This is a genomic window from Pedobacter sp. KH_004 (assembly GCF_057840755.1).
In genome coordinates this window covers 2,569,469-2,596,037 of sequence record NZ_CM174519.1, presented here as the reverse complement: position 1 = coordinate 2,596,037, position 26,569 = coordinate 2,569,469, and the positions used below count along the sequence as shown (strand labels likewise).

Here is a 26,569-nt window from a genome sequence, read left to right as displayed (position 1 = left end):
TGATTATTAAATATTTGTGCTGAAATTTTGTCTTGTTAAATAGTTTAAATGATTTGGAAACATAAGTAAGTGGTTCTTGGCAATTGTAGCCCTTCTTTCCATTAAAAGTCCCGATGAAAAATCGGGCGCTTTCCATTTCAATAAGGTTTAGGTGGGCAGAGTACTGCATGTATCAAAGAAACCTAAACGCACAAAAAAAGCATCTGCGTTTTTGGTCAACAGATGCTTTTCGATATGTTTTGGCCTATTAATGTTTTTAGGCTCATTTAATTAGTTTGGCAATTAGCGATATTTTACCCCAAAATTTCTTTTAATTTCTGGGTCTGATGATCGACCAATTTTTGAAGTGGACCAGAAGCCAACATTTTCATCATCATATTCAAATCTGCAGAGATGATGTGTTTTGCAGTGGTCGTGCCATTTCCATTATCGGCAACTGTCCATTTTAATTCCACCTCAAAAGGTGCTTTTTCAGTGGGAATTGCTGTTAATTCCTGGTTTTCAACACGATTAGAAATGGCGATCGCTAATTTTGCCATGTTTTGGATGGTGAAACGAGCTTCGTCTTCTGTAGATTCCCAGTTATAAATATTTTCGGGCATCAATTGTTGATGGTTATTCATGTTTGAGAGAAAAGCATAAACTTCCGCAACGGGCTTACTTACCTCTACAGCGCTTTCAATAATCGTCATTATATATTTTTATAGGGTTAATTTTAAATACTGCGAACTCTGGATTTAAGACTCAGGACTGATAACTTGTCCCCACTCTGATGGGTTTAAGCGCCATTTTCCTAATAACTCCATGTCGCTTTTGGCGATTATGCTGTGCTCGGCAGCATAATCAATTAAGGCAGCATAGTTTGATAAAGTTAGGTAACGACATTTAGCGGCAGCGAAGTTTTCATCTGCTTTTTCAAATCCGTAAGTGAAAATTGCAGCTAAACCAGCAACTGATAAACCGGCGCTTCTCAATGCATCAACAGCTTGTAAACTGCTTTTTCCTGTAGAAATGAGATCTTCAATCACTACTACTCGTTGCCCTTCTACCACTTCACCTTCAATTAAGCTTCCTGTACCGTGTTCTTTTGCTTTAGCTCTAACATAAATAAAAGGTAATCCCAACTCTTGAGCTACTAAAACGCCTTGTGGAATTCCAGCGGTTGCTACTCCAGCAATAACATCTACCGAACCAAATTCTTCTTGGATGGCCTGTGCTAATTTCTGGCGTATGTACGTTCTCACCTGTGGATGAGATAACGTAATTCGGTTATCGCAATAAATTGGCGACTTCCAACCAGATGCCCAGGTAAAAGGATTATTAGGTTGTAATTTAATTGCCTTTATTTGTAATAAAAATTCCGCTACCTTTAGTTCAATATCACTTTTATTATACATGGCCCAAAAATACAGAATTTATATTAACGATAACACCCTCTTTATATCAGATGTTCTACCAGAACAAAAAGAAAAAATTCAACAGCTTGAATTTCAGGATTTTGATTTGCAGACATTTTACAAAAAATTAAAAAATGGGTCTAAAAAAAGCTACATCTTCTTAACCAAAAACCCTCAGGAAACATTCAGGAAGCTTAAAAAGAACTGCGAAATTATAAAAGCTGCCGGCGGGTTGGTAGAAAGCGTTAACGGGAATTATCTCTTTATTTTTAGGAATAAAAAGTGGGATTTGCCAAAAGGAAAGCTGGAGGAGGGTGAAAATATGAAGGAAACAGCGGTAAGGGAAGTGGAGGAGGAATGCGGAATTAAAGTGGCTAAACGAGAAGAAAAGCTTTGTAAAACTTACCATGTTTATCCTTATGGTTCAAAAATGGTGATCAAGAAAACCAACTGGTATCGAATGACTGTAAAAGGCGAGCCAAAGTTGGTTCCTCAAAAGGAAGAGGGGATAGACGAGGCCGTTTGGCTTGATAAAAACCATCTTGGTCCGGTAGTGAAAAATACTTTTCCTTCCATTATGGACGTGTTGAGGGCTGGAGGGATTTTGTAATTAGCGATTAAATCGCTTTGTTATTTATGCGCTTGTTAGAAACGAGCGCAGGCGTAAATTCAGCATAACGATCGGTTAAAGAAAACGACCAATTCTCATTAAACTAATATTTACTCAAAATCCAGCTCATCAACTATAGTTTTAACACGTTTCAAATATCTTCCATAGTAGTACCATGCCCATAATTCAGTAATTACTCCAATAATTACAATGGTTATAAAACAATTTAAAAGTATGTAGGTTGGTGAAAGCTTGGCTAGAACTTTGTTTATTGCACCAGTTTTTTCGATAAGTAAATAAACAGATATAAAACCTACCCATATAAAAGCAATAATATATGTCAGTGCTTTGTATAGTTCTATATTCAGTTTCATCTCATAGAAAAACCAAAGAATACTTTTTCTACTATCCATAGTCATATCGCATGAGTTTTTGTAAAATCGGTAAAATTTAAAAAAATAATGAGCCGTGAAACCACACGTTATCGCAAAAAAAGCTAGGAAAATTAATTTCATATGGGGAGAAAAACCGAATAAGTAAGGGAATGCAGCCATTAAAATCAAAGCAACAATCTGGTAAGTAAATTCGTGTTTCATTTTTCTTCTGATGATATCAACAGGAGTTCGGGCTTGTTTTATTTTAAGCATATCCGCTGAGACATTAGGTTCTGATGAGCTTTCAGCATTCCAGTCGTTTTTCAAATCGTCAAAATTCATAGCCATTCTTCTTTATGATGAATTGTAATTTTTCTTTGGTTCTATTGAGCTTTACCCTTGCATTAACTTCTGTTATTCCAAGGTTTTCGGCAATTTCTCTGTGTGATTGGTTTTCAAGGAAAAGAAAAATCAAAGCCTTTTCTACAGCATTTAATTCTTGAACTGCCTTATATAAGTAAGCCAGTTTTTCTTCTTTTAATTCACTTTCATTTATATCAACAATGTCGATGTTTTCATCAAGAGGTGTTTTATCTACTTTTCTATTGTCCTTTTTAAAGTAAACCAGAGCCGTGTTTAATGCAACACGATACATCCAAGTGGAAAATTTGCTGTTCCCTTTAAAAGATGGGTAAGCTTTCCACAGCTGCATTACTATTTCTTGAAAAAGATCGCGTTGCAACTCTACATCGTTCAGATACATTTTCGAAACTTTATGTATAATCGCTTTATGCTGATTAATCAGGGTCAGAAATGTCGTTTCAGTTTCCTTCATTAATGGCATTCGATATTTACTTAATGACCAGAATTAGTGACGAATTCAAGAAACTTTTCATCACAGGAAAATCCACCAATCGAGTTTTCATTTATATTTATTTACTCCATTGGTAGCGGATTTTCGAAAACGTTACATTTTTTTTATCAGAAAATTGATTTGCCAGAAGGGCTATAAAAAACCTAAAGCCTCTTTGGGTACAAATGGACTTACATCGCCATGATTTCTTAAAATATCGCGGACGATAGTAGAGCTGATGGCTGAGTATTCTGGTTTACTCAAAAGTAGAATGGTTTCTACTTCGGGCATCATGGTTTGATTAATTTGAGCAATCGCTCTTTCGTATTCAAAATCTGAAGCAGAGCGAATACCACGAACCATATAAGTTGCATTTATTTTGCGGCAAAAATCTACAGTTAAACCTTCGTAAGTTTGGATTTCGATGTTTTGATAACCCGCAAAAACTGTTTCTAAAATTTGAAGTCGCTGCTCAGCAGTAAGAAAATTTTGCTTGGAACTATTTAAACCAATGCCAATTACAATCTTATCAAAAAGGGGAGTAGCACGTTGCAAAATGTTAACGTGAGCGATGGTAATGGGGTCAAAGGAACCTGGGAATAGCGCTATCTTCATATTTCAAATATAGATTTTTAAGCGGAAAGGAAAAAGGGTAGAGCACAAACCTTTTCATACTCACGTCATTGCGAGGTACGAAGCAACCTTAACCGGATATATACATTCCTAAAAAAAGATTGCTTCGTGTCTCGCAATGACGACCATTTAAGTAATCAGTTAAAACCTTTGTGCTCTTTGCGAAAATTAACTAAACTCAAAAAAACTGAAAGAAGAATTTCCATATTTTCTGGTTTCGGTGTAACCAGGCTGGCTATTTAGTTTCATATTACTTTGATGTTCCACAACCAAAAGTCCATCAGGCTTAAGTAGCTTTTGCGCTGCGACTAACACAGGTATTTGGGGAATGTTCGGCATGTTGTACGGCGGATCAGCAAAGATGATATCGTACGAACCCGTCATTTGATTCAGCAATTTGAACACATCTCCTTTGCGTACTTCAATTTGATTGAATTCGTACTTTTTTGTAGTAGATTTTACCCAGTTTACGCAACCGTAATCCATGTCGATTGCTAAAATCTTTTCTGCATTGCGGGAAGCAAATTCAAATGTCAGGTTTCCCGTACCACTGAATAAATCCAAAATGGTACAGCTTTCAAAATCAAACTGATTATTTAAAATATTGAAAAGAGCCTCTTTGGCCATATCCGTTGTTGGGCGAACGGGTAGATTTGCAGGAGGCTGCAAACGAATCCCCTTTAGTTTGCCTCCAATTATTCGCATAAATCTAAAGCAAGTAATCCGCTAAAATAGTGTTTAGGCATATCGGCCAACAATTCACTGTTTTGTTTTCCTGCGGGAAGAAAAAAGTAAAGGTTATTAAAATATTTTAGAAGTGTATTGTAATAATCGTCGTCTTCGTTGATGATGCCCTGCAAGTAAACCGGAATAGCATCCGTTAAACCCAATTGCTCTATAATCAATAATAAAAAGTAATTAAACTCTTCCGGATTCTCCGCTTCGTAGTGATTTTGAAAATTGACCTTCTTGTCTTTTACGAGAAGCACATTGAATGAAGATGCCGTAAAATCAATCAATAAAGCATCAGCTGATAAATGACTAAACAAAGCTAATAAGGGTGAAGACTGAGGATAAAATTTTGTGTCTTCAGGAAGTTTTTTCTCCACTTTTTCATCCAATGAGAAAAGTGTATTGAAGCCTAATTCATTATGGTGTTTGGTGTAAATTTTGCCGTCACCACCTAAAAATTTGGAGTAAACGGATAGATCAGCAGCATCAAACCATTCGTCAGGAATAAAAATGAAATTTGAGGTATGAATAGCAGCCTTTATCGCACCATAGTTTTGAGATAGATAAACATCAGTTTCAAAGGCAGATTTCAAATCTTTTTCCAAATCTTCGCAGCCTTGTTTATCAAAAATAATACTAACCTCATCAGAATCTTTGTTAATCACTGCATAAGAAAAGCTGTCATTCGTTATTTTTAACAATAAATGGCAGTTTACCGAGGCATCAGTTTTAATATTCGGATCGACTAATAAAAGACTGTTTTTACTCATTGAAACAAAAATAGAGTTTTTTAAGGATTAACCGAAAACCTCGCTAAGTTTTTCGCAAGGGGCGCAAACTTGCTGGGTTTTAGGCGGTCGTTATTTCTAAATTTAATTCGGGATGACATGATGCTTAGTTTTGCCACGAAAACACAGATTTACGCGAAAATTTACTATCTGTTTTCCATTCCGTGACTTCAGTGTTCCTGCGGCAAATACTTTACTCAAAATTTTACCTTATACGCTGCACCCAACTTCGTGTTTCTTGCGGCTTTTGTGGTTAACAAAATCTTTACACTCTTCGCGGTTAAAATCCTCGTAAATCTTTTTACCAAAATCAAACCTTTCGCTTATTTAGAATCTGAAATATTCAACCTAAATTCGGAACATGAGTTACAAGCCTACTTATAAAGCTGCCAATACTGTTTCGGCTAAAATTGAGCAACATTTTGTTAAACTGCATGCAAATGCAGCTGCCCAAGGTGAGCTCGATCTGGCCACCCAGCCAAATCGAAAAATCATCGAGGCATTGATTGATGTCGCTTTTTGGAGTAGCTTAAGAAAAGAAGAAGGACATTCGCCACGTATTTCTATTGCTTTTCTACCCCCATCGCAAACCTCCAAACCTTTAAAATTTGCTAAGCCACTACAACTTAATGCGAATACCATAACTAAGGTTGCGCCTGGTGTAGAACGTTCGGGTATTCACCTTGGTGTGTGGGAGGAGGATGGCGAACTTTATATTTGGGGAACAACTTTAAATATACCTAATTTCTGTTTCGTTGTTGATGTTTCGGAGCCAGGACTCATCGTTATTAAGCACCGCAGAATTTACGGAATAGGCAAGTACACCAACGTTGCCGTATTAAAAGGCGAGCAGATTAGAATTGTAGATGATACATCTTGTTCTAACCGTGATTGCCCACCGATTTTGAAAGCATTATTGGATTTAACCGTATTGGCTAGTTGGAACGATCCGATTAATATTTTGATCCAATTTTCGGTTTCGATGCGGAGCCACGGAAGGGGCGGCGCACTGCTAATTGTACCTAAAAACGATACCAAGTGGCAGGAGTCAATCATTCATCCTATACAATATCTGGTTGAACCACCGTTTTGTGGTCTATCAAATCTGGCTAAACAAGGTGGAAATCAAACGGAAATTTTTTCTCAAGGCGCCTTGCGTCGGGAAGTAGAACATTTAGCTGGATTAACCGCGGTTGATGGTGCTACTATCATTAACGAGGATTTCGATTTGATTGCTTTTGGCGCAAAGATTGGCCGGGCGAAGGGTAAACCCACCGTAGAACAAATTGCTTTTTCGGAACCAATTGTTGGGGGTGAAGATGCAATTTTGTATCCTGGGCAATTGGGAGGAACCAGGCATTTTTCGGTCGCACAGTTTGTTAATGATCAACCGCAGGCGATTGGTTTAGTGGCCTCGCAGGATGGACATTTTACTATTTTTAGCTGGAGTAAGCAGCAGAATATGGTGATGGCACATCGGATTGAAACGTTGTTGTTGTAAGTGAAAAGTCGTCATTGAGAGGTATGAAGCAATCTTAATCCATTTAGTTCAAGCCGGCAATTTTTCTATTTAAGTTAATGTTTTGGCTTTTTCCATTTCGCCGGGACTAACATTAAAAATACCTCTATATTTGCCACCTAAACCGTATTGCAGCGGCATCTTTTTAAATTGCAGCAAATCGTTTACATAGTCATTCTGAGGCACGAAGAATCTGCAAACGATGAAACACCTGCCTGCGGTAGGCAGGGATGCTTCGTGCCTCAGCATGACAGCAGTTTTTAAAAGATACAGCGCCCGCCTGCCGGACGGGCAGGGAAAGACGGACTGCAGCAACTGATTAGCAAAACTATTGCTTTCCAAATTATTAAAACAAACGCTGCTTAAAACAATTTTAAAGTAGAACCATTCAACAATCCATGTACCTCGATAAAAGTGAACTCATTGCCCAAGCTTATGCACACACGCCGACAAAAGAACAGTTGCTTTTTTGCGAGCGGATGTCGAAATTTCTGCAGGAGGACGATGAGTACAGGTGTTTTGTGTTGAAGGGTTATGCCGGAACCGGTAAAACGACCTCCGTGGCCGCGTTGGTAAAAGTATTGGCGAAGTTTAATTTGAGGAGTGAATTATTGGCTCCAACCGGGCGGGCAGCCAAAGTAATGAGCCAGTATTCTTATCGCAAAGCCTTAACCATCCATAAAAGAATTTACAGAAAACGTTCAGCAGCATCACCTGAAATGCAGTTTCAACTGGCGCCAAATCTATCAGAGAATACTCTTTTTATTATCGATGAGGCCTCAATGATCGCTGATGAATTCAATGAAACAGGTTCTTCGATTTTGAGAGATTTACTCGAGTTTGTGTACAATACCAAAAACTGTTTCCTGCTTTTTGTGGGTGATACGGCACAATTGCCCCCTGTTGGAAGTTTGGAAAGTCCTGCTTTAAACGAGCAATATTTGAAAGATAAATTTGCATTGACAGTCACTTCAGTGGAATTGAAGGAAGTGGTTCGACAGGAAAAAAAATCGGGCATTTTAGCCAATGCAACCATGTTGAGGAACCAGATTTCTAAAAATCCTGAAAATCCTTTGCCAAAATTTTTAACGAAGAATTATAAAGATATTTACAACATGGCAGGCGCCCGGTTGGTTGAAGGCTTGGAATATGCTTACCGAAAATTTGGAATGGAAAATACGCTGGTGGTTTGCCGCTCGAATAAATCTGCAAATGTTTACAATCAGCAAATCAGGGCCAGGTTGTTGTATCGCGAAGAGGAATTGACCGGTGGTGACCAGATTATGGTGGTTAGGAACAATTATTTCTGGCTTCCTGAAAACGAGGAGACAGCTTTTATTGCCAACGGCGACATGGCCAAAGTAATTAGAGTAAGGGGAGAAGAAGAGCGTTACGGTTTTCGCTTTGCCGATGCCACGTTAGAATTTATGGATTTCTCTGCTGCTGGGCAAATAAGTTGTAAAGTGATGCTGGATACGTTGAATCTCGAGTCAGCAAATCTACCTTATGAGCAAAATAAAAAACTTTTTGATGGTTTGAATGAAGATTATGAACATATAGCAAATAAAAGGGAGCGGATGCTGGCTATCAAGGCCGATCCGTTTTACAACGCTTTGCAGATTAAGTTTGCCTATGCGGTTACTTGTCATAAAGCTCAGGGTGGCCAATGGGATGCTGTTTTTGCCGACCAGGGCTATTTGACAGAAGAAATGATTGATTTGGATTTCCTGCGCTGGTTGTATACGGCGGTAACCAGGGCCAAAAAGGAGTTATATTTGGTTAATTTTGCGCCACAGCTTTTTGCGAAAACTGCACAGGAAGATTATTTTTAGATGATGATTGCACAGATTTACTTGCCCTAATAAAATATTAACCACGGATGGACAAGATAAACACAGAGAGAATTACCGTTATAGCAGATTAAAATATTAACATAACAGACATTCAAGAACATAGTAGATTAATTGTTCTTATGGTTAGAAATGATATCTTTTGCAGTTATTACGCTTTAATTCTTACCTTGACTCGCTAACCAAATCTATACTATGAAATTCGCATTTAGCCTTAAAAACAAACTGAAGATAGCTTTCTTATTGTTTTGCATTATGTGCTGCACTTTGCTCATTCGGTTTTTGGAAGATAAAAGTGTAGATAAAATTAACGAATCTTTCATCTCAATGTATAACGACAGATTGGTGCCAGCGACCGATTTATACTTTGTTGCGGAAAATCTTTACCATAAAAATACCATTCTCCAGGATGCTTTGGTAAACAATGAAAGTCATTCCTTAAATAACCAGTTACAGATTAAAAAACACAATCAAAAAATCGATTCCGTTATCAATAAATACGAATTAACCTTACTGGTAAAACAAGAAAAAGCTTTTCTTAAAGATTTAAAAATTGCGCTAAATATTCAAGAGCAATTGGAAAGTAAGATGCTTGCGCTTACAGGTAATGAACGAAAACAAATCTACGAGTCAATTGGGAGAAGTGCCACTGCTCAAACGCTAACAAAACTTTCGGCCCTAATTAAAATCCAGTCGAAAGTGGGCGATGAACTGATTAGGGATTCTAAAATCTTTGTTTCAGGAACGAAAATCTATTCAACCTTTCAAGGTATTCTGGCCGTTTTTATCGGAATTATGATTGTGTCGATTATCTCGGCATCAAACATGGTAAAAATCCAGAATGATAAGTTTAATTTGAATTAAACTCTGCCGCAGATTCGCAGATTATCTCAATTGATGAAGAAAAAATATCCTGCAAATCTGTGGCGAAAAGTCTATTTATTCTGCATCATCGTCAGTTAGTAACCGAATCGAATCATCAGAAAGTACAATTAAACGCTCTTTATAAAGTGAACCAATCGTTTTCTTAAAAGCACTTTTGCTGATCTGGAAACAGTGGTAAATTTCTTCGGGAGAACTCTTATCGCCCAGTTCAATGATACCGCCATTTTTCTTTAATTCGGCTAAAATCATTTCTTTCGAATCCAGAATATGACCATATCCGCTCGGTTGTAAAGTCAAATCTATTTTGCCCTCTACACGGATCTTTTTGATCCAGCCTTTACGCTGCTCTCCAACCTGAATATTATCAAAAACTTCATTATGGTACAGTAAGCCAATGTAAGTGTTATTAATAATCGCGTTGAAACCCAAATCTGTTTCTTCAGTAATTAACAAGCTCACTTCATCGCCCTCTTCGAAATCGAAATCTTCCTCCTCAACAAAATCGTATAATTTTGACGAAGCCAAAAGGCGTTCGTTATTTTCATCTAAATATAAATAAACCACATATTTATAGCCTTTTTGCATCGGCCGTTTTTGTTCTTTGGTCGGTACATAAACATCCTTATCAATACCCAAATCGATATAAGTGCCAACTTCTCCATCCGAAACAACTTTTAGAAAAGCAAAATCGCCTACTTCGGCATAAGCTTTCTGGGTAGTTCCTGTAAGGCGACCATCCTTTTGGATATAAACAAAAACGTTTACATTGTCGCCAATTTCCAAGCCTTTTGGTACATATTGGTATGGCAGAATAACCAATTTATCGCCGTCTGTTAGGTTTAAACCAGCCTCTGTTTTGCTTAAAACCCTTAATTCGTTATATTTTCCTATTTCAATCATAATATGGAAACCATTTTCTTCAATGGTTGTGCCGTAAAGGTAGCAATGTTTGCTTGTATTATGTTTTAAAAATTATTTGGAAAGGTGCTGAAGTACTTCATCGGGAATTGCAGCCGGGCTGTTCGCTAAATCTTTTTGTAAAAAGAGTTTTGACCAATTTCTTTCTACAGCGCTATTAAAGTTGTCAAATCTCAAAAAGGATATTGCTGCCATCCCGTTTAGTAACAAAGGATGGAGCAAAGCGATGCCGTTCTGCCTTACAAGATTCCCGCATTTGCGAGAATAAAGGTAGATTGGGTTACCAGGTTAACTTCAATAATTTAAATTAAACATAACATCTATTCAGATAATTGGGTTAAATTTGAATTTTACAAAAGTTCGTATCCAACATGGCAAAACCCAAAGAGGCTAAAAAACCGAGTGTTTTTAGTTTGCTTGCATCATACAAAGGCTTAATTTTTCTGCTGATCTTATTCGCATTGTTAAGTAATGGAATTAATTTATTGCTACCGAAAATTATCGCTCAAGGAATCGATTCTTACACCAACAACACGTTTAATTTAAATTCGATATTACTTCAATTTGCCCTGGCAATTGTGCTGGTTTTTATCTTCACCTACTTGCAAAGTATTGTACAAACGTATGCCTCCGAGAAGGTGGCAAGAGATCTGAGAACTAAACTTTCCGACCAGATTTCGCGTCAGAGTCATGCTTATATTCTTCAGGCAAATCCTTCAAAATTGCTTACAAACCTTACTTCCGATGCCGATTCGATCAAGATGTTTGTTTCTCAGGCCATTGTTTCGCTTGCCTCATCAATATTTTTAATTGTTGGTGCCAGTATTTTACTACTGATGATTAATTGGAAGCTTGCCCTTTGCGTTATTGCGATTGTACCTATTATTGGCGGCGCTTTCTTTTTTGTACTAAAAAAGGTGAGGGTATTGTTTATCAAAAGTCGCGAGGTAATCGATTGGCTAAACAAGGTCATTAGCGAAAGTATTTTAGGCTCGGCGCTTATTCGGGTAATTAATTCGCAGCAACTCGAGTATAATAAATTTCTCGATGCAAATGCAAAAGCCAGAGATTTAGGCTTATCCATTCTTCGTTTATTTGCAGGTTTAATTCCTATTATCGTTTTCGTGGCCAACTTATCTGGCTTGACCATTTTAGTACTGGGTGGGCACTTCGTGATTGCCAATAGCATGAGTTTGGGTGAGTTTGCAGCCTTCAACAGCTATTTAGCGCTCATCATTTTTCCTATTTTGGTAATTGGTTTTATGAGTAATGTAATTGCTCAGGCAACAGCTTCCTATCAACGCATTGAAGGTGTTTTAAATGCGCCAGAAATTAAGCATCCGGGTTTGTTAACAGCACCGATTATCGGTAATGTAGAAGCCAAAAACATTTCGCTAACCATCGGACAAAAACCAATCCTGAAAGCGATTTCATTCAGTGCCAAGGCAGGTTCGAGAACTGCTGTAATAGGTCCGACAGCTGCAGGGAAAACGCAATTGCTATACATCTTAACAGGATTAATTACTCCAAACTCTGGGGAAATACTGTTTGATGACAAGGACCTGAATCAATATGATCAGGAGAATTTCCATAAACAGGTTGGTTTTGTCTTTCAGGATAGTATTATGTTTAATATGAGTATTCGCGAAAATATTGCTTTCAGCGATACCGTAACTGATGAATCTTTGGCAAAAGCAATTCAAACTGCCGAACTGAAAGATTTTATAGAAAGTCTTCCAGAGAAGTTGAATACCATCGTTTCCGAGCGGGGCAATAGCCTTTCTGGTGGGCAAAAGCAGCGTATCATGTTAGCTAGGGCATTGGCGGTAAATCCGAAAATTTTATTGCTTGATGATTTTACCGCCAGGGTAGATACCAACACCGAAAAACGGATTTTAGAAAATATCCAACAAAATTATCCCGGTATAACCTTGTTATCCGTTACTCAAAAGATAGCCTCCGTCGAAAATTACGATCAAGTTATTCTGCTAATGCAAGGCGAAATTATCGCGTCAGGAACCCATCAGGAACTGCTAAAAACCAGTCCTGAGTATGTTCAAATTTATAATTCACAACAGAGCACCAGTAATTATGAAATACAATCTTAACCAGCTGCAATCACAGCAGGAAAAGCAATCCACCTATCAGGCGCTTAAAAGATTGCTCCAATTCATTTCTGGCGAGCATAAAAATCTTTGGTTGGCTTTGATTGCCATTTTAGTAAACTCAGGATTGTTACTGCTCGGACCGCTTTTGGTTGGACATACTATCGATGCGTACATCAGGACCAAGCAATTTCATGGTGTGTTGGTTTTTGGTGGAATTTTATTGGTAATGTATCTTATTGCCATGGTTACCGGCTATACGCAGACGAAATTAATGGGTGGAATTGGGCAGAGGATGCTATTTACGCTGCGTAATGCTATTTTTAATAAACTCCAGGAATTACCAGTTTCGTTTTTTAATGAGAACAAGGCTGGCGATTTAATTTCGAGGGTGAACAGCGATACCGACAAGCTTAATCAGTTTTTCTCGCAATCGTTAATGCAGTTTGTAAGCAGCATTATCACCATGATTGGTGCCGGTGTTTTCCTTTTGTCCATTCATTTTGAACTGGGTGCTGCAGCGCTTTCGCCAGCAGTTCTTATCGTTATTTTTACCATGGCTTTGTCTCCATGGGTGAAAAATAAAAATGCTAAAAACTTAAAAAGTGTTGGCGGTTTAAGTGCCAAAATTCAGGAAAGCTTAAACAATTTCAAGGTTATTATTGCTTTTAACCGTCGCGATTATTTTAGAAAACGTTTTGACGAGGCAAATAAAGAGAATTACAAAACAGCTATTGGAGCCGGATTAGCCAATAATATTTTTGTTCCAGTTTATGGCTTACTCTCTAGCTCGGCACAATTAATTGTTTTGCTATTTGGTATTTATCTAATTTCTTTTGGTCATTTTTCCTTGGGTTTACTGGTAAGTTACCTCTCTTACTGCACTAACTTTTATAACCCTTTAAGGCAGTTAGCCGCACTTTGGACTAGTTTCCAGGTAGCAATGGCAAGCTGGGATAGGGTTTCGCAGATCCTGTTTTTACAAACAAATTTAGGTCAGGTTGAAGATTCAAAAGCCACTACATCTGATGCTTTGTTGGAATTTAAGAATGTTCATTTCTCTTACGATGATTCGAAAGAGATTTTGCATAACATCAATTTGAAATTCGAGAAAGGTAAAACTTATGCTTTAATCGGACCCACAGGAGGTGGAAAAACAACTACTGCTTCATTAATTTCACGCTTATACGATGCCACAAAGGGAACAGTGTTACTTAATGGCAAAGATATTCGTTCGTTTACTGCAGAAGAACGTACTAAAAAAATAGGTTTCATATTGCAAGAGCCGTTTTTGTTCACCGGAACCGTGAAAGACAATATCCTTTATGGCAATAGCCAATACCAACAAGTGAGTGATGATGAACTGAAAAAAATTATTCATGATGCAAACCTGGATGCCCTTTTGGCTATTTTTGATGAAGGATTAAATACACCAATTACTTCTGGCGCTGATAGTATTAGTTTAGGACAAAAACAATTAATTGCCTTTATGAGGGCAGTTTTACGCAACCCGGAATTGTTAATTTTAGACGAAGCCACTGCAAATATCGATACTATTACCGAACAACTGCTGGGAAGCATTCTAGCAAAATTATCAAAGGAAACTACGTTGGTAATCATTGCGCACCGCTTAAATACCATCGAAAACGCCGATGAAATTTACTTTGTAAACGAAGGCGAAGTGCAGAAGGCTGGAACCCTTAATGATGCGCTTGATATGTTACTCAAAGGAAAACGAGTAAGTTAACTAGCGTACCTGCTATTGCAACATTAAAGCCTTCCTTGGGCACCTTCTTTGGGCAGGCAGACTCTAGTATGGCAATTTATTTTTCCCTTTTCTGTCATTCTGGATGAAATGAAGAATCTGTAAGCGATGAAACGCAGAATCAATTAAAAGAGGTTCTTCATTTATGTTTTCTGTGACGAATTGGTTAGGGATTCTTTACTGCGCTCAGAATGACAGTGCAAAATAATTACACAACATTTTTACTTGCATCGCAATAGATAAATCCCCACTTTGCCCAACCAAATATCAACCCATGAAAAAATATTTTTCCTTCTCTTATCTCATCTTAGTCACCTCATTTTCATATGCACAATCTCCAAAGCCAATCTTTGTTCAGGATAGTCTAAAACTTATTTCTTCTCAGTTCAAATTTACCGAGGGTGCCTCAGTAGATAAACAAGGAAATGTTTTTTTTACCGATCAGCCTAATGATAAGATATGGAAATATGATACGAATGGAAAGCTGAGTTTATTTATGGATAAATCGGGGAGAGCTAACGGCACTTATTTTGATAAAAAAGGAAACCTGATTGTTTGTGCTGATGAAAATAATGAAATCTGGTCTATCGATAAAAACAAAAAAATAACGGTTTTATTTTCCGATTTTGAGGGTAAAAAAGTTAACGGACCGAATGACATTTGGCTGGATAACAAGGGAGGAATTTACTTTACCGATCCCTATTATCAACGCAATTACTGGAAAAGGGAAAAACCAGAACTCGAAAAGCAACGCGTTTATTATCTTCCAAAAGGCAAGAAAATTGCCATCATTGTTGCAGATGATTTACAAAAACCAAATGGAATAGTTGGAACACCCGATGGGAAATTCCTGTACGTTGCTGATATGGCTGCCAATAAAACCTATCGATATAAAATTAATGCTGATGCTTCTTTAAGTAATAGAGAAGTTATCATCAATCAAAATTCTGATGGTATGACGCTAGATAGCAACGGAAATATCTTTGTAACAGGAAAAGGCGTGAATATCTACAAGCCAACTGGCGAACAGATTGGTCATATTGACATCCCCGAAGAATGGTGTGGTAATCTTTGTTTTGGAGGAAAAAACAAAAATATCTTATTCATCACCGCATCAAAATCCCTTTACAAGATAGAGACTACGGTGAAAGGCATTGAGTAAGTGCGCAACTAGTTATTGCTTTTCTTGAATTAGTTGTAATTAATATTTTATTTTCAGTATATTTTGAAAGTTTGAGATATTAATTTATGTTTGTTTAAAGATTAACGCAATGAATCAATCAAACAAAAAGATTTTAGGTTTCGTCATTCCAAACCTGATCATCCTATCTATCATCGGTAATAATAAGATGCTTAACCCATCCAGTGGGGGTGTATTGGTATTTTCCGAATTTATTATTCTACCAATGCTAATGGGAATTATGAGCGCCTGGTTTTGGAAAGACTATAAATTATCTAACAAAACCTTGATATGGAATTCTATTTTAAATGGTTTTATCGCAATATTACTAAGCTATTTTTTTCTTGGAGAAGGTACAATTTGTTTGATAATTGTATCTCCATTGATATTTGCATTTGTAGTTACCGGAGCATTTATTGGAAAGGTGATGTTTAAAAGGCGTGGCCAAAAAATGAACATCAGCTTTGTTTCCCTTCTTTTATTAATCTTTATTGCCGATTCGGTATCCGACCACCAATATGAGAATATGGTTTCAGACGAGATCATCATTAGAGCAACGCCAGATAAAATATGGAAAAATGTTATTGCATTTGAAAAAATTAAGCAGCCAAATCAATATTGGTTATTCAAGCTAGGCATGCCGAGTCCGATGCAAACCACAGTTACCGCAAATAAACTTGGCGCCGGTAGAAAATGTATTTTTAGCAATGGATATACATTCGATGAGAAAATAGTTGCTTTTGAAGTGAATAAAAACCTAACTTTTGATATTGTCAATCAACCTCAAGATCCAGAGATTATGGGGCATATCGATATTGATAAAGGACAATTTATTTTAAAAGACAATGGCGATGGAACCACAACACTTATCGGGAATAGTTGGTATAGACTTCATGTCTTTCCAATATGGTATTATGATATTTGGGCAGAAAGCATTACCAGGAATGTTCATTTAAGAGTTATGGATCATATCAAACTATTGAGCGAGAAATGATATTTCGCTTTGTTATAAAATATTTAGATTTTTTAAAATCTGTCCCGTTATTCGGTTTGATTTACGATAGTTTAATAAAAATATGGATATGCATTTCAAATCCGCAAATGCTTTCTTGGTTCGACGAAATCGAAGAAGAAGTATTGAATTGGGACGGTACGTCTATCTCTTTACACAAATTCGGCGGTACGCAATTTAACTATCAGCAAAAAGAATTAGGACATTTGCACAGCAATGGTATTCTTGACATACGTTTTAGTGTACAGACAAAAAAGGCACTTATTGCCGATGGAATTGCACGAGAGCATCACATTTTTGCAAAATCGGGTTGGGTAAGTCTTTATATTAAAAACCAAACTGATGTAGAAAATGCGCTTTCGTTGTTAAGTTTAGCCTATAATAGAAGGCAGAAACTTTAAATCATTTCAAGAAATAAATAATTCTGTTCAGTTTATTCATACCTCAAAATTATTAACCATGTTAGTTAATTTTGTTATTCCTAGAATATAGGGATAGACAACAAAAAAAGCCCTTTCAGGATTGAGGGGCTTTTTTATTTTAAAAAAATCAGCATTAACTAGGCTGTTTAAAATAATCTTCAATTAAATGATGGGTATCCTTTGATAGGGGATGATGAGTATAATTAATTAATTTATGTTGAGATGAATTATACTTCTCAATAAAAGTTGCTTCGGTGTTACTAAATTTCAAATAACCCTGCTCGAAAAATCTTTCCTCTATTTCTGCCGATGAATCCATCGACCGAAACCATAATTTAACCATTGAAAAGGTCAGCTTATCCAGGTATAGCCAGTGATAGACCTGTGCGATATCAGTACCTTCAGGTAGATCAGTACGCTTAACTTCCATGATCAGGGTTTCAGCGTTTTCAAAAAGATATAGTATTTTATAGTTGGACAACATTGTAGGCAAAAGTAATACATCCTTGATTACTTATGGGATGATGTTTTCAACAATTAAACAAACTTATTATATAAATAATGGCTCATCTATGGATTTCGGTGATGAAAACTAAAATCTTTCATGTGTTAATAATTTTATCTTAATTATAAGGCATTAATAGAATGACTGAATATTGTAAATTCCATCTTCTTTAATTACTTCCAAATATCCATTGGTATATTGAGAAAAATCTACCCCCATAACTGTTTCGTCCAATGCAAAACTTTGTCCGGGATTTAAACCAGAGCCATTATATGTTACTGGCACCTTTGGGTTGATGCTGCCTTCGACAACATCAAATATTTCTGAAAAGCTTACCTTCATAATTATTCTTTTAGTAATTAACCAAAAAAGTAACTGAAGGTTTTGACTGAAATTACTGCTTAGGTTTTATTGAAATAATATTTGATGAATAAATTTAGGAGAAATCTGAGATTAAATATTTTCTTCAGCTATCTTATGTGTCTATTTGGCTTGCTTTTTGTATATTTGCAGTCCTGTTTACAGTTGGTTTGATGTTATGTTAAATAATTGAGAACTATCAACTGAAAACGAACTGGGGCCGTTCTTGGATTTGACAGGGTGGCGAAGGTTATGTTAGCATGCAGTGCGTTGTACGGAGAGCACTTAAAAGAGAACGTTCACATTTTAGTTGGCGAAAATACTTACGCCTTAGCTGCTTAGTTTAGAACTAATTAGCTTTTGTCCCTCTAACTGCTGCATTGTTGGGTTAGAATCTGGGGCATCGAAACAACAAAGCTGGCTTCAAAGAGATGCGATTTGAAGTGAGATAAAGCATCTAAGGATTTAAATAAGGTCGGTTTTCAGCCCGTTTATTTCCCGAAAATCAATTGAAAAATAAGCATGTAGAAGGTATAAGTTATCTCACAACTGGACAAGGGTTCGACTCCCTTCGGCTCCACCGAAAAAAGACTCACATATTAAGTTATGTGGGTCTTTTGTTTTAAAATGCTATTTTTATTTGAATAATTTAGATTATTAGATGCAATTTTAGGCACTAAAAAAGGTACTTAGTCAGTACCTGAAATAAAATTGGTGTTGAGATTTTAAATGCACACGTGACACGCGTGCGCCAGCGAAGGGAATATACTGGCTCCACAACAAAGAGGTTGTAGCATAGACGGAAGATGTCATCCTGAGCCTGTCGAAGGACTCGTTAAAATTGGTTTAAATAGCGTTTCGATAAACTCAACGTGACAATATCCAGGGAGAAATTGATTTATGATACAACCCCTTTTTAGTTTAATCTAGCTTCTATTATATTTTCCTTCCTGGATATTGTTGTAACGCAACTTCCAAGCAGTCCATCGCTGTATTTAAATCAGCAATATTTAACACGTAGGCCATGCGAACTTCATTTTTGCCAGAACCGGGTGTAGAGTAAAAGCCAGTAGCTGGTGCCATCATCACGGTTTGGTTCTCATAACTGAAATCTTCCAAAATCCACTGACAAAATTTGTCGGCATCATCAATAGGAAACTTTGCAACCACATAAAATGCACCCCCTGGATTAGGGCAAAAAACACCTTCAATGTTATTTAAACGGTTAACTAAAGTATCTCTACGTAAAGTATATTCAGTATTTACTTTTTCAAAATAACTATCAGGCGTATCAACAGCTGCTGCACCAGCAATCTGTTCAACCATGCCTGGACTTAATCTCGCTTGCGCAAATTTCAATCCCGAAGCAATAACATCTTTGTTTTTAGTAATTAAACAGCCTAACCGAGCACCGCAAGCGCTATAACGTTTAGACACTGTATCCATAATCACCACATTTTCATCTAATCCATCCAGATGCATCGGCGAGATAAATTCCCGGCCATCATAGCAAAATTCGCGGTAAGCTTCATCAGAGAATAGAAACAAATCATATTTTACACACAATGTTTTTAAAGCTTCTAATTCTTCTCTCGAATATAAATATCCTGTTGGATTGTTAGGATTACAAATGATAATCGCCTTAGTCTTCTCTGTGATTAGCTTCTCAAATTCGGCAATTGGGGGCAATGCAAAACCATTTTCGATATATGATAAAATTGGTTTTACAACCACATTACTCATGCAGGCAAAACCATTGTAATTTGCATAAAAGGGTTCAGGAATAATGATTTCATCGCCCTCGTTAACGCAAGTTTGCATGGCTATGGTAATGGCTTCTGAGCCACCAACAGTTACTAGGATATTTTCTGGCGTAATATTGTAGCCTAGCTTATTATAATATTCCGTTAATTTTAAACGATAAGCCAATGTACCTTCTGAGGGGGTATATGCCCAAACATTAAAATCGATGTTTTTTATAGCATTTAGCATTCCTTCAGGCGTTTCGATATCTGGCTGGCCTATATTAAGGTGAAAAACTTTTTTTCCATCCTGTTTTGCTCTATCTGCGAATGGAGTTAATTTTCTGATTGGCGAAGCAGGCATCTGCAGGCCTTTTTGTGAAATTTTTGGCATGATACAAAAATAAAAAAGTCCCGATGAAAATCGGGACTTTTAACTATAATTTAAATTAAATATTATTTAGATGTAGCTGCAACAGTTTCACCTTTAATATAAAGCACTTTAATAGGTGTTTTAGCATTTGAAGAAATGGTTACTGCTTTTGAAAACGGTGATGGACCTGCAGCTGCGTTAAAAGTAACTGAGATTACACCTGATTCGCCTTTCTTAATAGGTGTAGTTGTGTATTTTGGAACTGTGCAACCACAGCTTGCTTCTGCTTTTGAAATAATTAACGGCTCTTCACCCACGTTTGTGTATTTGAAATCAAAGGTAACAGGCTTATTTAAAGCGATTTTTCCGAAATCGTGAGTTTCAGATTCAAATTTAAATTCAGCTGGTTTAGCCTGCGCATTTGCCGCGATACCAAAACCTAAAACAAAAGCGAATAATACTAAGATCTTTTTCATGTTATGTTGAAATTATTTTCCAATTTTTATTAAAACAAATTTAATGTTTTCAGTTTAAAACAAAAACTATTCCAATTATATTTTCTCCTCCCATATATAATTTTACAATTCAAGATAAAGGCAAACTTTTAATTTTGTATATATTTGCCGCAACCAATATTTGATTATGATGCAGAATGAAAAATTTATAACCAACTCTATTGACCGTTCCGAATTAAGTTTTAACGATTTTAAAAGTATCGTTATTAATGATTATAAAATCGCCTTTGAAAGCAGACAAGCTAGTGTTTTAGGGCGTAGGGAAGTGTTAACAGGGAAGGCTAAATTTGGCATTTTTGGCGATGGTAAAGAAGTACCGCAGGTGGCAATGGCTAAAGCTTTTAAAAACGGCGATTGGCGTTCCGGGTATTACCGCGATCAAACATTTGCATTTGCTACGGGTATATCTACCATCAAGCAATTCTTCGCACAGTTATACGCAAATCCAACCGATGGGGCAGATCCATTTTCTGGCGGAAGACAAATGAATTGTCACTTTGCTACCAAATCTATCAATGAAGATGGAAGCTGGAATGATTTAACTCAAATAAAAAATTGCTCATCTGATATTTCTCCAACTGGGGGTCAAATGGCCCGACTGGTAGGTTTAGCTTATGCGTCTAAACTTTTTAGAAATAACAAGGAGCTTGACTATCTCAAAAATTTCTCTGTAAATGGAAATGAGGTGGCTTTTGGTACAATAGGCAATGCCTCAACATCAGAAGGTGTGTTTTTTGAAGCCATAAATGCTGCAGGAGTATTACAAATTCCAATGGCTATTTCAATTTGGGATGATGCTTATGGCATTTCAGTTCCGGCTAAATACCAAACCACAAAGGAAGATATTTCTGAAGTTTTAAAAGGTTTTCAAAGAGATGCACAACAACCGGGTTACGAAATTTTCAAAGTAAAAGGATGGGATTATCCGGCTTTATGCGAAGTTTACGAGAAGGCTATTGCCGTTTGTAGAGAGGAGCATGTACCTGTTTTAATCCATGTTACCGAGCTTACGCAGCCACAAGGACATTCTACTTCTGGTTCTCATGAACGATACAAATCCAAAGACCGATTGGCTTGGGAAAATGAGCATGACTGCATATTAAAAATGCGTGAATGGATGCTTGATTCTGCTGTGGCATCCGACGAAGAAATTTTAGAAATAGAAAAAAATGCAAAAATATTTGTTCGCAATGCACAAAAAGAAGCATGGAACGAATTTTTGGATAGTATAAAACCAGAGCAAAAAAAGGTTGTCGATCTTGTAAATAGAATGGTTCAACACCAACCAGAATTGGCAAAAATCGCGGCTCAATTGGCGGCAACGGCAGATGCGCAACGCCGGGAAGTGTTTACTTCTGCCAGGAAGGCTATTCGCTTATCAACAAAATTTCCATCAACAGAAAGAGATGAACTGCTAAAATGGTATAAGGCGCAAGAGGTGTTGAATCAGGAGAGATACAATTCCAAACTCCATACAGATGGTAAGGAAAGTCCCGACCAAATTGAAGTTATTAATCCAGTTTACGACGATCAGTCTAAAATGGTTGATGGCAGGGAAGTGCTGAATGCTTGTTTCAACGAAAATTTTGCTCGCGACCAGCGATTGGTTGCGTTTGGGGAAGATTTAGGAAACATTGGTGATGTAAATCAAGGTTTTGCCGGCTTACAAGCCAAATATGGTGAATTGAGAATTACCGACACCGGTATTCGCGAAATGACTATCATGGGGCAGGGAATAGGTTTGGCCATGAGGGGATTAAAACCTATTGCTGAAATTCAATACCTGGATTATTTAATATTTGCACTGAATGTGTTAAGTGATGATTTAGCATCATTATCTTACCGAACAAAAGGAATTCAAAAAGCGCCGGTAATTGTACGTACCCGAGGACATCGTTTAGAAGGGGTTTGGCATTCGGGTTCGCCAATAAGCATGCTTTTAGGTTCTTTAAGAGGAATGCATCTGTGTGTTCCTCGTAACATGACTCAGGCTGCGGGGATGTATAATACGCTTTTCAGGGCTGATGAACCGGCAGTGGTTATCGAGTGCCTTAATGGTTATCGCTTAAAAGAAAACCTGCCCAGCAATGTGGGCGATTTTACCATTCCGGTTGGCATTGCCGAAGTTTTAGAAGAAGGAACAGATATCACCGTAATTTCCTACGGTTCATCCTTAAGACTGGTTCAGGAAGCGGCAGAAGAATTGGCAACGATGGGTATCTCGGTCGAAATCATTGATCCACAAACATTATTGCCTTTTGATAAAACTAACATTTGCGCAAGCTCATTAGCGAAAACAAACAAGTTATTAATTGTAGATGAGGACGTGCCAGGTGGCGCCTCAGCTTATATTTTACAGAAGATATTGGAGGGTCAGAAAGGGTATTTTAGCTTGGATGGCCAACCTAAAACATTGACGGCAAAGGCTCACCGGCCGCCATTTGGGTCAGATGGAGATTATTTTAGTAAACCTTCGGTTGATGATATTATTGAAACCATATACGAGATGATGCATGATGCCAACCCATCAAAATATCCTTCTATCTATTAAGTTTCGTTTAAAAAAATGTAATATGCGCAGATTCGGAAGGCACTTATAGAATATTATTGATAATTCAGTTACGTTTGTAATAAAACAGTTATATTACGAGGTTATAAGTTTATCATCCCTACTATGTTTCCTATTTCCCAACTGCGCATCATTGATGCTATAAATTCTTCCTATACTTATCTTTCTTAAGGTTTCAATATTTTGTGGAAGTTAACAACATATTTCAGCGGGAGGAGATCTTATACGCGTATAGATAGCAAGCTTTTGTTATTTGCGCTGTTTATTATCTGTGCACTCTTGTTTCCGTTATTTTCAATAGGTCAAACTGCAGATCAATACAAACAGCTTGATAGCTTACTGGCTAAAAATCAGAGTTATAATCAGTTCGACAGCACTAAAGTTAAAATACTTACCGAAGTGTATCGGCAATACATGCGCATGAAAGATGTAGATCGCATGGAAGATTATGCCGATCGTACAATACAGCTGGCTCAGCAATTAAAACTTAGAAAGTATGTTGCAGTCACTTTTTATCGAAGAGGTTTGTTTTATCATGGTCGCGCCAATTATGGTAAAGCTGAATCCAATTATCTTTTCGCAATAGCTGAGTATAATCAGCTCAAAACTTTAGATATGATTGCGGGTACCTATTTAAACTTAGGAGCCATGTACGCCGGAATACCAGATTATGCCAAATCACTAGAGGTAAACCAAAAAGCGATAGCCATTTATGAAAAAATGGGGAATGAAACAGACATGGCGAGTTGTTATGCCAACATCGCCAGTATATATCAGAATCTTGGAAAAGCCAGTCAATCACTAATTTATCTTCAAATGGCCCTTAAGGTTTTTATGAAAGATGATGAAAGTTTTAGAGGAGTTTCTGTGGTCTATAATTTAATGGGTTCTGCCTATTTCTATGCTTCAAAGGAGGAATTAAACAAGATGGGCAACTCAGATAAAGAACGTTTGCAAATTGCTCTTTTCAACTTTGAAAAATCTCTGGCCCTCGCCGAGTTATTAAAAGATAATGGATTAATCGCATCAAATAAGTGCAACATCGGGAACGTTTACAATGAAATGGGTGAAAATGATCTGGCCTTAAAATCTTATCAAAAAGCTATTCAAATAAGTCAGCTTGGTGACGATAAGAGTATGTATGCTGAATGTCTTTATGCGCTAGGCAACTTTTACCACAAGCAGAAAGATTTTGATAATGCAATAGTACTCTATTCGAGCAGTTTTGCAATTGCGAAAGAAAATAATTTTTTAGAAACAAAGCAAAACGCGGCTCTAGGGTTAAGCGATGTTTATGAAGTTTCAAATAATTACGATGAATCATTGGCGTTTTACAAAGAATATATTCTCGTACGAGATCAAATTTTTAATAAGGAAAAGGAACGAGAAATTACCCGCAGGCAAATGCAGATCGATTTCGGTTTTAAAGAAAAGGACTATCAGTTTAAACAAAAGATAACCGATATTGAGTTACAAAAACAGGTTTTATTAGCCAGGCAACAACAACAGGAACTATTTTTAAGAAAGCAGCAACTGATTTTGAGTGATAAGGAGAAAACACTACAGCGCTTTACCTTTTTAAAAAAACAAGCTGATCTGGAGATGGATCGGCAATTGCAAAAGAACAAGTTTGAAAGAGCAAAGCTGCAATCAAAGTATGAAACTTCGCTACGCGATAAACAAATAATCAAGCAAGAACAGCAAATCAACTTTGATTGGCGGGTTAAAATATTTCTTACAGTTGCAATTACGCTGGTGCTTCTAACTGCATTTCTTATTTTTTTAAATCAAAGGAAGACTACTCGCCTGAATATCATTATCAATACCCAAAAAAGGCAGTTAGAACAGTTAAATAGAGTAAAAGATCGAATATTCAGTGTGGTGAGTCATGATATGCGAACGCCTATAAATTCACTCATATCATTTATACAACTCCTGGAAGGTGGAAATATAGAACAGGAGAAATTAACGAAATATGCCTCATCTTTAAAAAATAATTTAAGTTATACTTCAACGATGATGGAAAATTTATTGAACTGGGCAGCCAGCCAAATGCAAGGCTTTAATCCACATTTGGAGGTGCTCAAACTTCAAGAGCTAGTGGAAGAAGTGACAAAATCAATGCAAGATCATGCTCAGCAAAAAAATATTTCCATAGCAAATCATATAAACGAACAAGTGAAGTGTAAAGCAGATGCAAATATGCTGGCGCTCGTCATCCGGAACCTTTTAACAAATGCAGTTAAATTTACACCTCAAGGCGGTGAAATTACATTGAGTTCCATATCAAGTGCGAATAATATTGAAATAAAAGTTGCCGATAGTGGTGTTGGACTAAGTTCTGGCCAGATCAATCATTTCAACAAATCAGAATATTTGGTGACTGGTGAAAGTAGTTTGGGCACCAATAATGAGAAGGGGACTGGGCTAGGATTAATGCTCTGCCGAACATTTATAACTTTAATGGAGGGCCATATAAGGGTAGAGCCAAATGAGGGTGGAGGAACTACATTTACGATAACCTTACCTAAATAATGGGATTGGTTGTTAGTCAAATCTAAACTCTATCTGGTCAACAGAAAGAATCAGTAACTTATTTAGTAAATCTGGATAGTATTTTTTTATCTATTGAGTTTTCCATCAATTCTTGTCTATTTGCCGAACTAATTGGAACTACGAAATTGAAATCTAAATGAACCTCATGGTTGGTTAATGTGGCAATATGGTTTATATTGATGATATATTGCTTGTGCACACGTGCGAAGATTTCTTTCGGAAGCTGCTTTTCCAGATTTTTTAGGCTAACTAAGATAATGTGTTTATCGCTGCTGGTAAACAGTTTGGAAAAGTCTCCCATACTTTCGATATAGATTACATCATCATATTTTAGCTTGCTTATGCCTTTGGTTTCCTTAAAATAGAAAAAATCTTTTTGATCATTTTTAGATTGGCTATGATCGGTTCCATCATTAATGAATTGTTTTTTTAACTCGAGATATTCAATTGCTTTGTTGGTAGCCTTTAAAACTCTTTCGAATGTGGCTGGTTTCACTACAAAATCAATCGCATCTAAATCGTAGCTCTCTACCGCATATTGACTATGCGAGGTAATGAAAATAAATAAGGGCTTTTGTTTAATAATCTTTAACAGGGAAGTTCCAGATAGCTCAGGCATGTCAATGTCGGAGAACACAATCTCGATATCAGTATTGGATAATATGCTAGCTGCTTCAATAGCGTTTGTACAAACCTTTACAATTTCTAATGATGGAATTTTTTTGAGGTGCATTTCGAGAGCATCTCGCTCAATTTCATTATCGTCAACGATAATACATTTATACAACATTGTTGGATTTATTAAATTTATAATAATACAGGCTTAACACCGTATTGTTTTAAATATACTTCAAAATAATGTCGATTGATATAAAATTTTTTTAATAGCGCTATTCGTTATTATTA

Annotated in this window: 25 protein-coding genes and 1 other RNA gene; 12 read left to right on the top strand and 14 right to left on the bottom strand. The window is 36.8% G+C overall.

Going from position 1 to position 26,569, the window contains the following annotated elements; all coding sequences use genetic code 11:
* Nucleotides 1–293 precede the first annotated feature (293 nt).
* Together AC3ITD_RS11175 and pyrE are read right to left on the bottom strand one after the other, a co-directional pair.
* Nucleotides 294–692, bottom strand: coding sequence for an SRPBCC family protein (locus AC3ITD_RS11175; protein ID WP_265801264.1), 399 nt, complete (start codon nucleotides 690–692; stop codon nucleotides 294–296).
* 45 nt (nucleotides 693–737) lie between these two features.
* Complete coding sequence (pyrE, locus tag AC3ITD_RS11170; protein WP_463485755.1) at nucleotides 738–1,397, bottom strand: orotate phosphoribosyltransferase; 660 nt, start codon at nucleotides 1,395–1,397, stop codon at nucleotides 738–740.
* On the opposite strand from pyrE, the gene AC3ITD_RS11165 reads away from it, so the two are divergent.
* Nucleotides 1,396–2,007 carry an NUDIX hydrolase gene (locus tag AC3ITD_RS11165; RefSeq protein WP_056851230.1) on the top strand — a complete coding sequence of 204 codons (612 nt, stop codon included), beginning with the start codon at nucleotides 1,396–1,398 and terminating at the stop codon, nucleotides 2,005–2,007. The two genes, pyrE and AC3ITD_RS11165, sit on opposite strands and share 2 nt — an antisense overlap.
* A gap of 110 nt (nucleotides 2,008–2,117) precedes the next feature.
* On the opposite strand, the gene AC3ITD_RS11160 is transcribed toward AC3ITD_RS11165, so the two are convergent.
* The 5 genes from AC3ITD_RS11160 to AC3ITD_RS11140 form a co-directional block, all read right to left on the bottom strand.
* Complete coding sequence (locus AC3ITD_RS11160) at nucleotides 2,118–2,723, bottom strand: hypothetical protein (RefSeq protein WP_489366456.1); 606 nt, start codon at nucleotides 2,721–2,723, stop codon at nucleotides 2,118–2,120.
* Nucleotides 2,713–3,216, bottom strand: coding sequence for an RNA polymerase sigma factor (locus AC3ITD_RS11155; protein WP_489366454.1), 504 nt, complete (start codon nucleotides 3,214–3,216; stop codon nucleotides 2,713–2,715). Before AC3ITD_RS11155 ends, AC3ITD_RS11160 begins: the two co-directional genes overlap by 11 nt.
* Nucleotides 3,217–3,387: 171 nt before the next feature.
* Entirely contained in the window at nucleotides 3,388–3,849 is a 462-nt protein-coding gene (gene coaD / locus AC3ITD_RS11150; RefSeq protein WP_056850396.1) for a pantetheine-phosphate adenylyltransferase, read from the bottom strand.
* 186 nt (nucleotides 3,850–4,035) lie between these two features.
* Nucleotides 4,036–4,572, bottom strand: coding sequence for a 16S rRNA (guanine(966)-N(2))-methyltransferase RsmD (rsmD, locus tag AC3ITD_RS11145; protein ID WP_489366453.1), 537 nt, complete (start codon nucleotides 4,570–4,572; stop codon nucleotides 4,036–4,038).
* Complete coding sequence (locus tag AC3ITD_RS11140; protein WP_489366451.1) at nucleotides 4,563–5,369, bottom strand: DUF3822 family protein; 807 nt, start codon at nucleotides 5,367–5,369, stop codon at nucleotides 4,563–4,565. The genes rsmD and AC3ITD_RS11140 overlap by 10 nt, the downstream gene beginning before the upstream one ends.
* Nucleotides 5,370–5,748: 379 nt before the next feature.
* On the opposite strand from AC3ITD_RS11140, the gene AC3ITD_RS11135 reads away from it, so the two are divergent.
* Nucleotides 5,749–6,888: a putative sensor domain DACNV-containing protein gene (locus AC3ITD_RS11135; RefSeq protein WP_265801273.1), complete on the top strand. Its 1,140-nt coding sequence runs from the start codon at nucleotides 5,749–5,751 to the stop codon at nucleotides 6,886–6,888.
* Nucleotides 6,889–6,957: 69 nt separating this feature from the next.
* On the opposite strand, the gene AC3ITD_RS11130 is transcribed toward AC3ITD_RS11135, so the two are convergent.
* On the bottom strand, nucleotides 6,958–7,155 hold the full coding sequence (locus AC3ITD_RS11130; RefSeq protein ID WP_265801275.1) for a hypothetical protein: 198 nt from the start codon (nucleotides 7,153–7,155) through the stop codon (nucleotides 6,958–6,960).
* Nucleotides 7,156–7,304: 149 nt separating this feature from the next.
* Between AC3ITD_RS11130 and AC3ITD_RS11125 the strand changes: the two genes are divergently transcribed.
* Together AC3ITD_RS11125 and AC3ITD_RS11120 are read left to right on the top strand one after the other, a co-directional pair.
* Nucleotides 7,305–8,738, top strand: coding sequence for an ATP-dependent DNA helicase (locus AC3ITD_RS11125; RefSeq protein ID WP_265801277.1), 1,434 nt, complete (start codon nucleotides 7,305–7,307; stop codon nucleotides 8,736–8,738).
* Nucleotides 8,739–8,951: 213 nt separating this feature from the next.
* Nucleotides 8,952–9,620 carry an MCP four helix bundle domain-containing protein gene (locus tag AC3ITD_RS11120; protein ID WP_265801278.1) on the top strand — a complete coding sequence of 223 codons (669 nt, stop codon included), beginning with the start codon at nucleotides 8,952–8,954 and terminating at the stop codon, nucleotides 9,618–9,620.
* Nucleotides 9,621–9,695: 75 nt separating this feature from the next.
* Here AC3ITD_RS11120 and AC3ITD_RS11115 read toward each other — a convergent pair whose 3' ends face one another.
* Nucleotides 9,696–10,541 (bottom strand): CvfB family protein, encoded by an 846-nt coding sequence (locus AC3ITD_RS11115; protein ID WP_489366447.1) that lies wholly within the window; start codon nucleotides 10,539–10,541, stop codon nucleotides 9,696–9,698.
* Between the two features lie 389 nt (nucleotides 10,542–10,930).
* On the opposite strand from AC3ITD_RS11115, the gene AC3ITD_RS11110 reads away from it, so the two are divergent.
* From AC3ITD_RS11110 to AC3ITD_RS11090, 5 genes are all read left to right on the top strand, one after another.
* Nucleotides 10,931–12,667, top strand: a complete 1,737-nt coding sequence (locus tag AC3ITD_RS11110; RefSeq protein ID WP_265801280.1) for an ABC transporter ATP-binding protein — start codon at nucleotides 10,931–10,933, stop codon at nucleotides 12,665–12,667.
* Nucleotides 12,612–14,411, top strand: coding sequence for an ABC transporter ATP-binding protein (locus AC3ITD_RS11105; RefSeq protein ID WP_489366445.1), 1,800 nt, complete (start codon nucleotides 12,612–12,614; stop codon nucleotides 14,409–14,411). The genes AC3ITD_RS11110 and AC3ITD_RS11105 overlap by 56 nt, the downstream gene beginning before the upstream one ends.
* A gap of 292 nt (nucleotides 14,412–14,703) precedes the next feature.
* Nucleotides 14,704–15,591, top strand: a complete 888-nt coding sequence (locus tag AC3ITD_RS11100) for an SMP-30/gluconolactonase/LRE family protein (RefSeq protein WP_489366443.1) — start codon at nucleotides 14,704–14,706, stop codon at nucleotides 15,589–15,591.
* A 109-nt stretch (nucleotides 15,592–15,700) separates the two neighbouring features.
* Nucleotides 15,701–16,603 carry an SRPBCC family protein gene (locus tag AC3ITD_RS11095; protein WP_489366441.1) on the top strand — a complete coding sequence of 301 codons (903 nt, stop codon included), beginning with the start codon at nucleotides 15,701–15,703 and terminating at the stop codon, nucleotides 16,601–16,603.
* Between the two features lie 107 nt (nucleotides 16,604–16,710).
* Nucleotides 16,711–17,022: a luciferase domain-containing protein gene (locus tag AC3ITD_RS11090; protein WP_489366439.1), complete on the top strand. Its 312-nt coding sequence runs from the start codon at nucleotides 16,711–16,713 to the stop codon at nucleotides 17,020–17,022.
* A 154-nt stretch (nucleotides 17,023–17,176) separates the two neighbouring features.
* Here AC3ITD_RS11090 and AC3ITD_RS11085 read toward each other — a convergent pair whose 3' ends face one another.
* Together AC3ITD_RS11085 and AC3ITD_RS11080 are read right to left on the bottom strand one after the other, a co-directional pair.
* Complete coding sequence (locus tag AC3ITD_RS11085; RefSeq protein ID WP_265801287.1) at nucleotides 17,177–17,473, bottom strand: hypothetical protein; 297 nt, start codon at nucleotides 17,471–17,473, stop codon at nucleotides 17,177–17,179.
* Between the two features lie 207 nt (nucleotides 17,474–17,680).
* Nucleotides 17,681–17,890 (bottom strand): hypothetical protein, encoded by a 210-nt coding sequence (locus tag AC3ITD_RS11080; RefSeq protein WP_265801289.1) that lies wholly within the window; start codon nucleotides 17,888–17,890, stop codon nucleotides 17,681–17,683.
* Nucleotides 17,891–18,124: 234 nt separating this feature from the next.
* Here AC3ITD_RS11080 and ssrA point away from each other — a divergent pair.
* Nucleotides 18,125–18,491: a transfer-messenger RNA gene (gene ssrA, locus AC3ITD_RS11075) on the top strand.
* A gap of 353 nt (nucleotides 18,492–18,844) precedes the next feature.
* Here the strand turns inward: ssrA and AC3ITD_RS11070 are convergent.
* Nucleotides 18,845–20,044: a pyridoxal phosphate-dependent aminotransferase gene (locus AC3ITD_RS11070; protein ID WP_265801291.1), complete on the bottom strand. Its 1,200-nt coding sequence runs from the start codon at nucleotides 20,042–20,044 to the stop codon at nucleotides 18,845–18,847.
* 62 nt (nucleotides 20,045–20,106) lie between these two features.
* Entirely contained in the window at nucleotides 20,107–20,499 is a 393-nt protein-coding gene (locus AC3ITD_RS11065; RefSeq protein ID WP_056850381.1) for a DUF1573 domain-containing protein, read from the bottom strand.
* Between the two features lie 166 nt (nucleotides 20,500–20,665).
* On the opposite strand from AC3ITD_RS11065, the gene AC3ITD_RS11060 reads away from it, so the two are divergent.
* Nucleotides 20,666–23,089: an alpha-ketoacid dehydrogenase subunit alpha/beta gene (locus AC3ITD_RS11060; protein WP_489366436.1), complete on the top strand. Its 2,424-nt coding sequence runs from the start codon at nucleotides 20,666–20,668 to the stop codon at nucleotides 23,087–23,089.
* A 297-nt stretch (nucleotides 23,090–23,386) separates the two neighbouring features.
* Nucleotides 23,387–25,642 carry a tetratricopeptide repeat protein gene (locus tag AC3ITD_RS11055; RefSeq protein WP_489366434.1) on the top strand — a complete coding sequence of 752 codons (2,256 nt, stop codon included), beginning with the start codon at nucleotides 23,387–23,389 and terminating at the stop codon, nucleotides 25,640–25,642.
* 58 nt (nucleotides 25,643–25,700) lie between these two features.
* Here the strand turns inward: AC3ITD_RS11055 and AC3ITD_RS11050 are convergent, their stop codons facing one another.
* Nucleotides 25,701–26,453, bottom strand: a complete 753-nt coding sequence (locus AC3ITD_RS11050; RefSeq protein WP_265801296.1) for a LytR/AlgR family response regulator transcription factor — start codon at nucleotides 26,451–26,453, stop codon at nucleotides 25,701–25,703.
* Nucleotides 26,454–26,569: the final 116 nt, after the last annotated feature.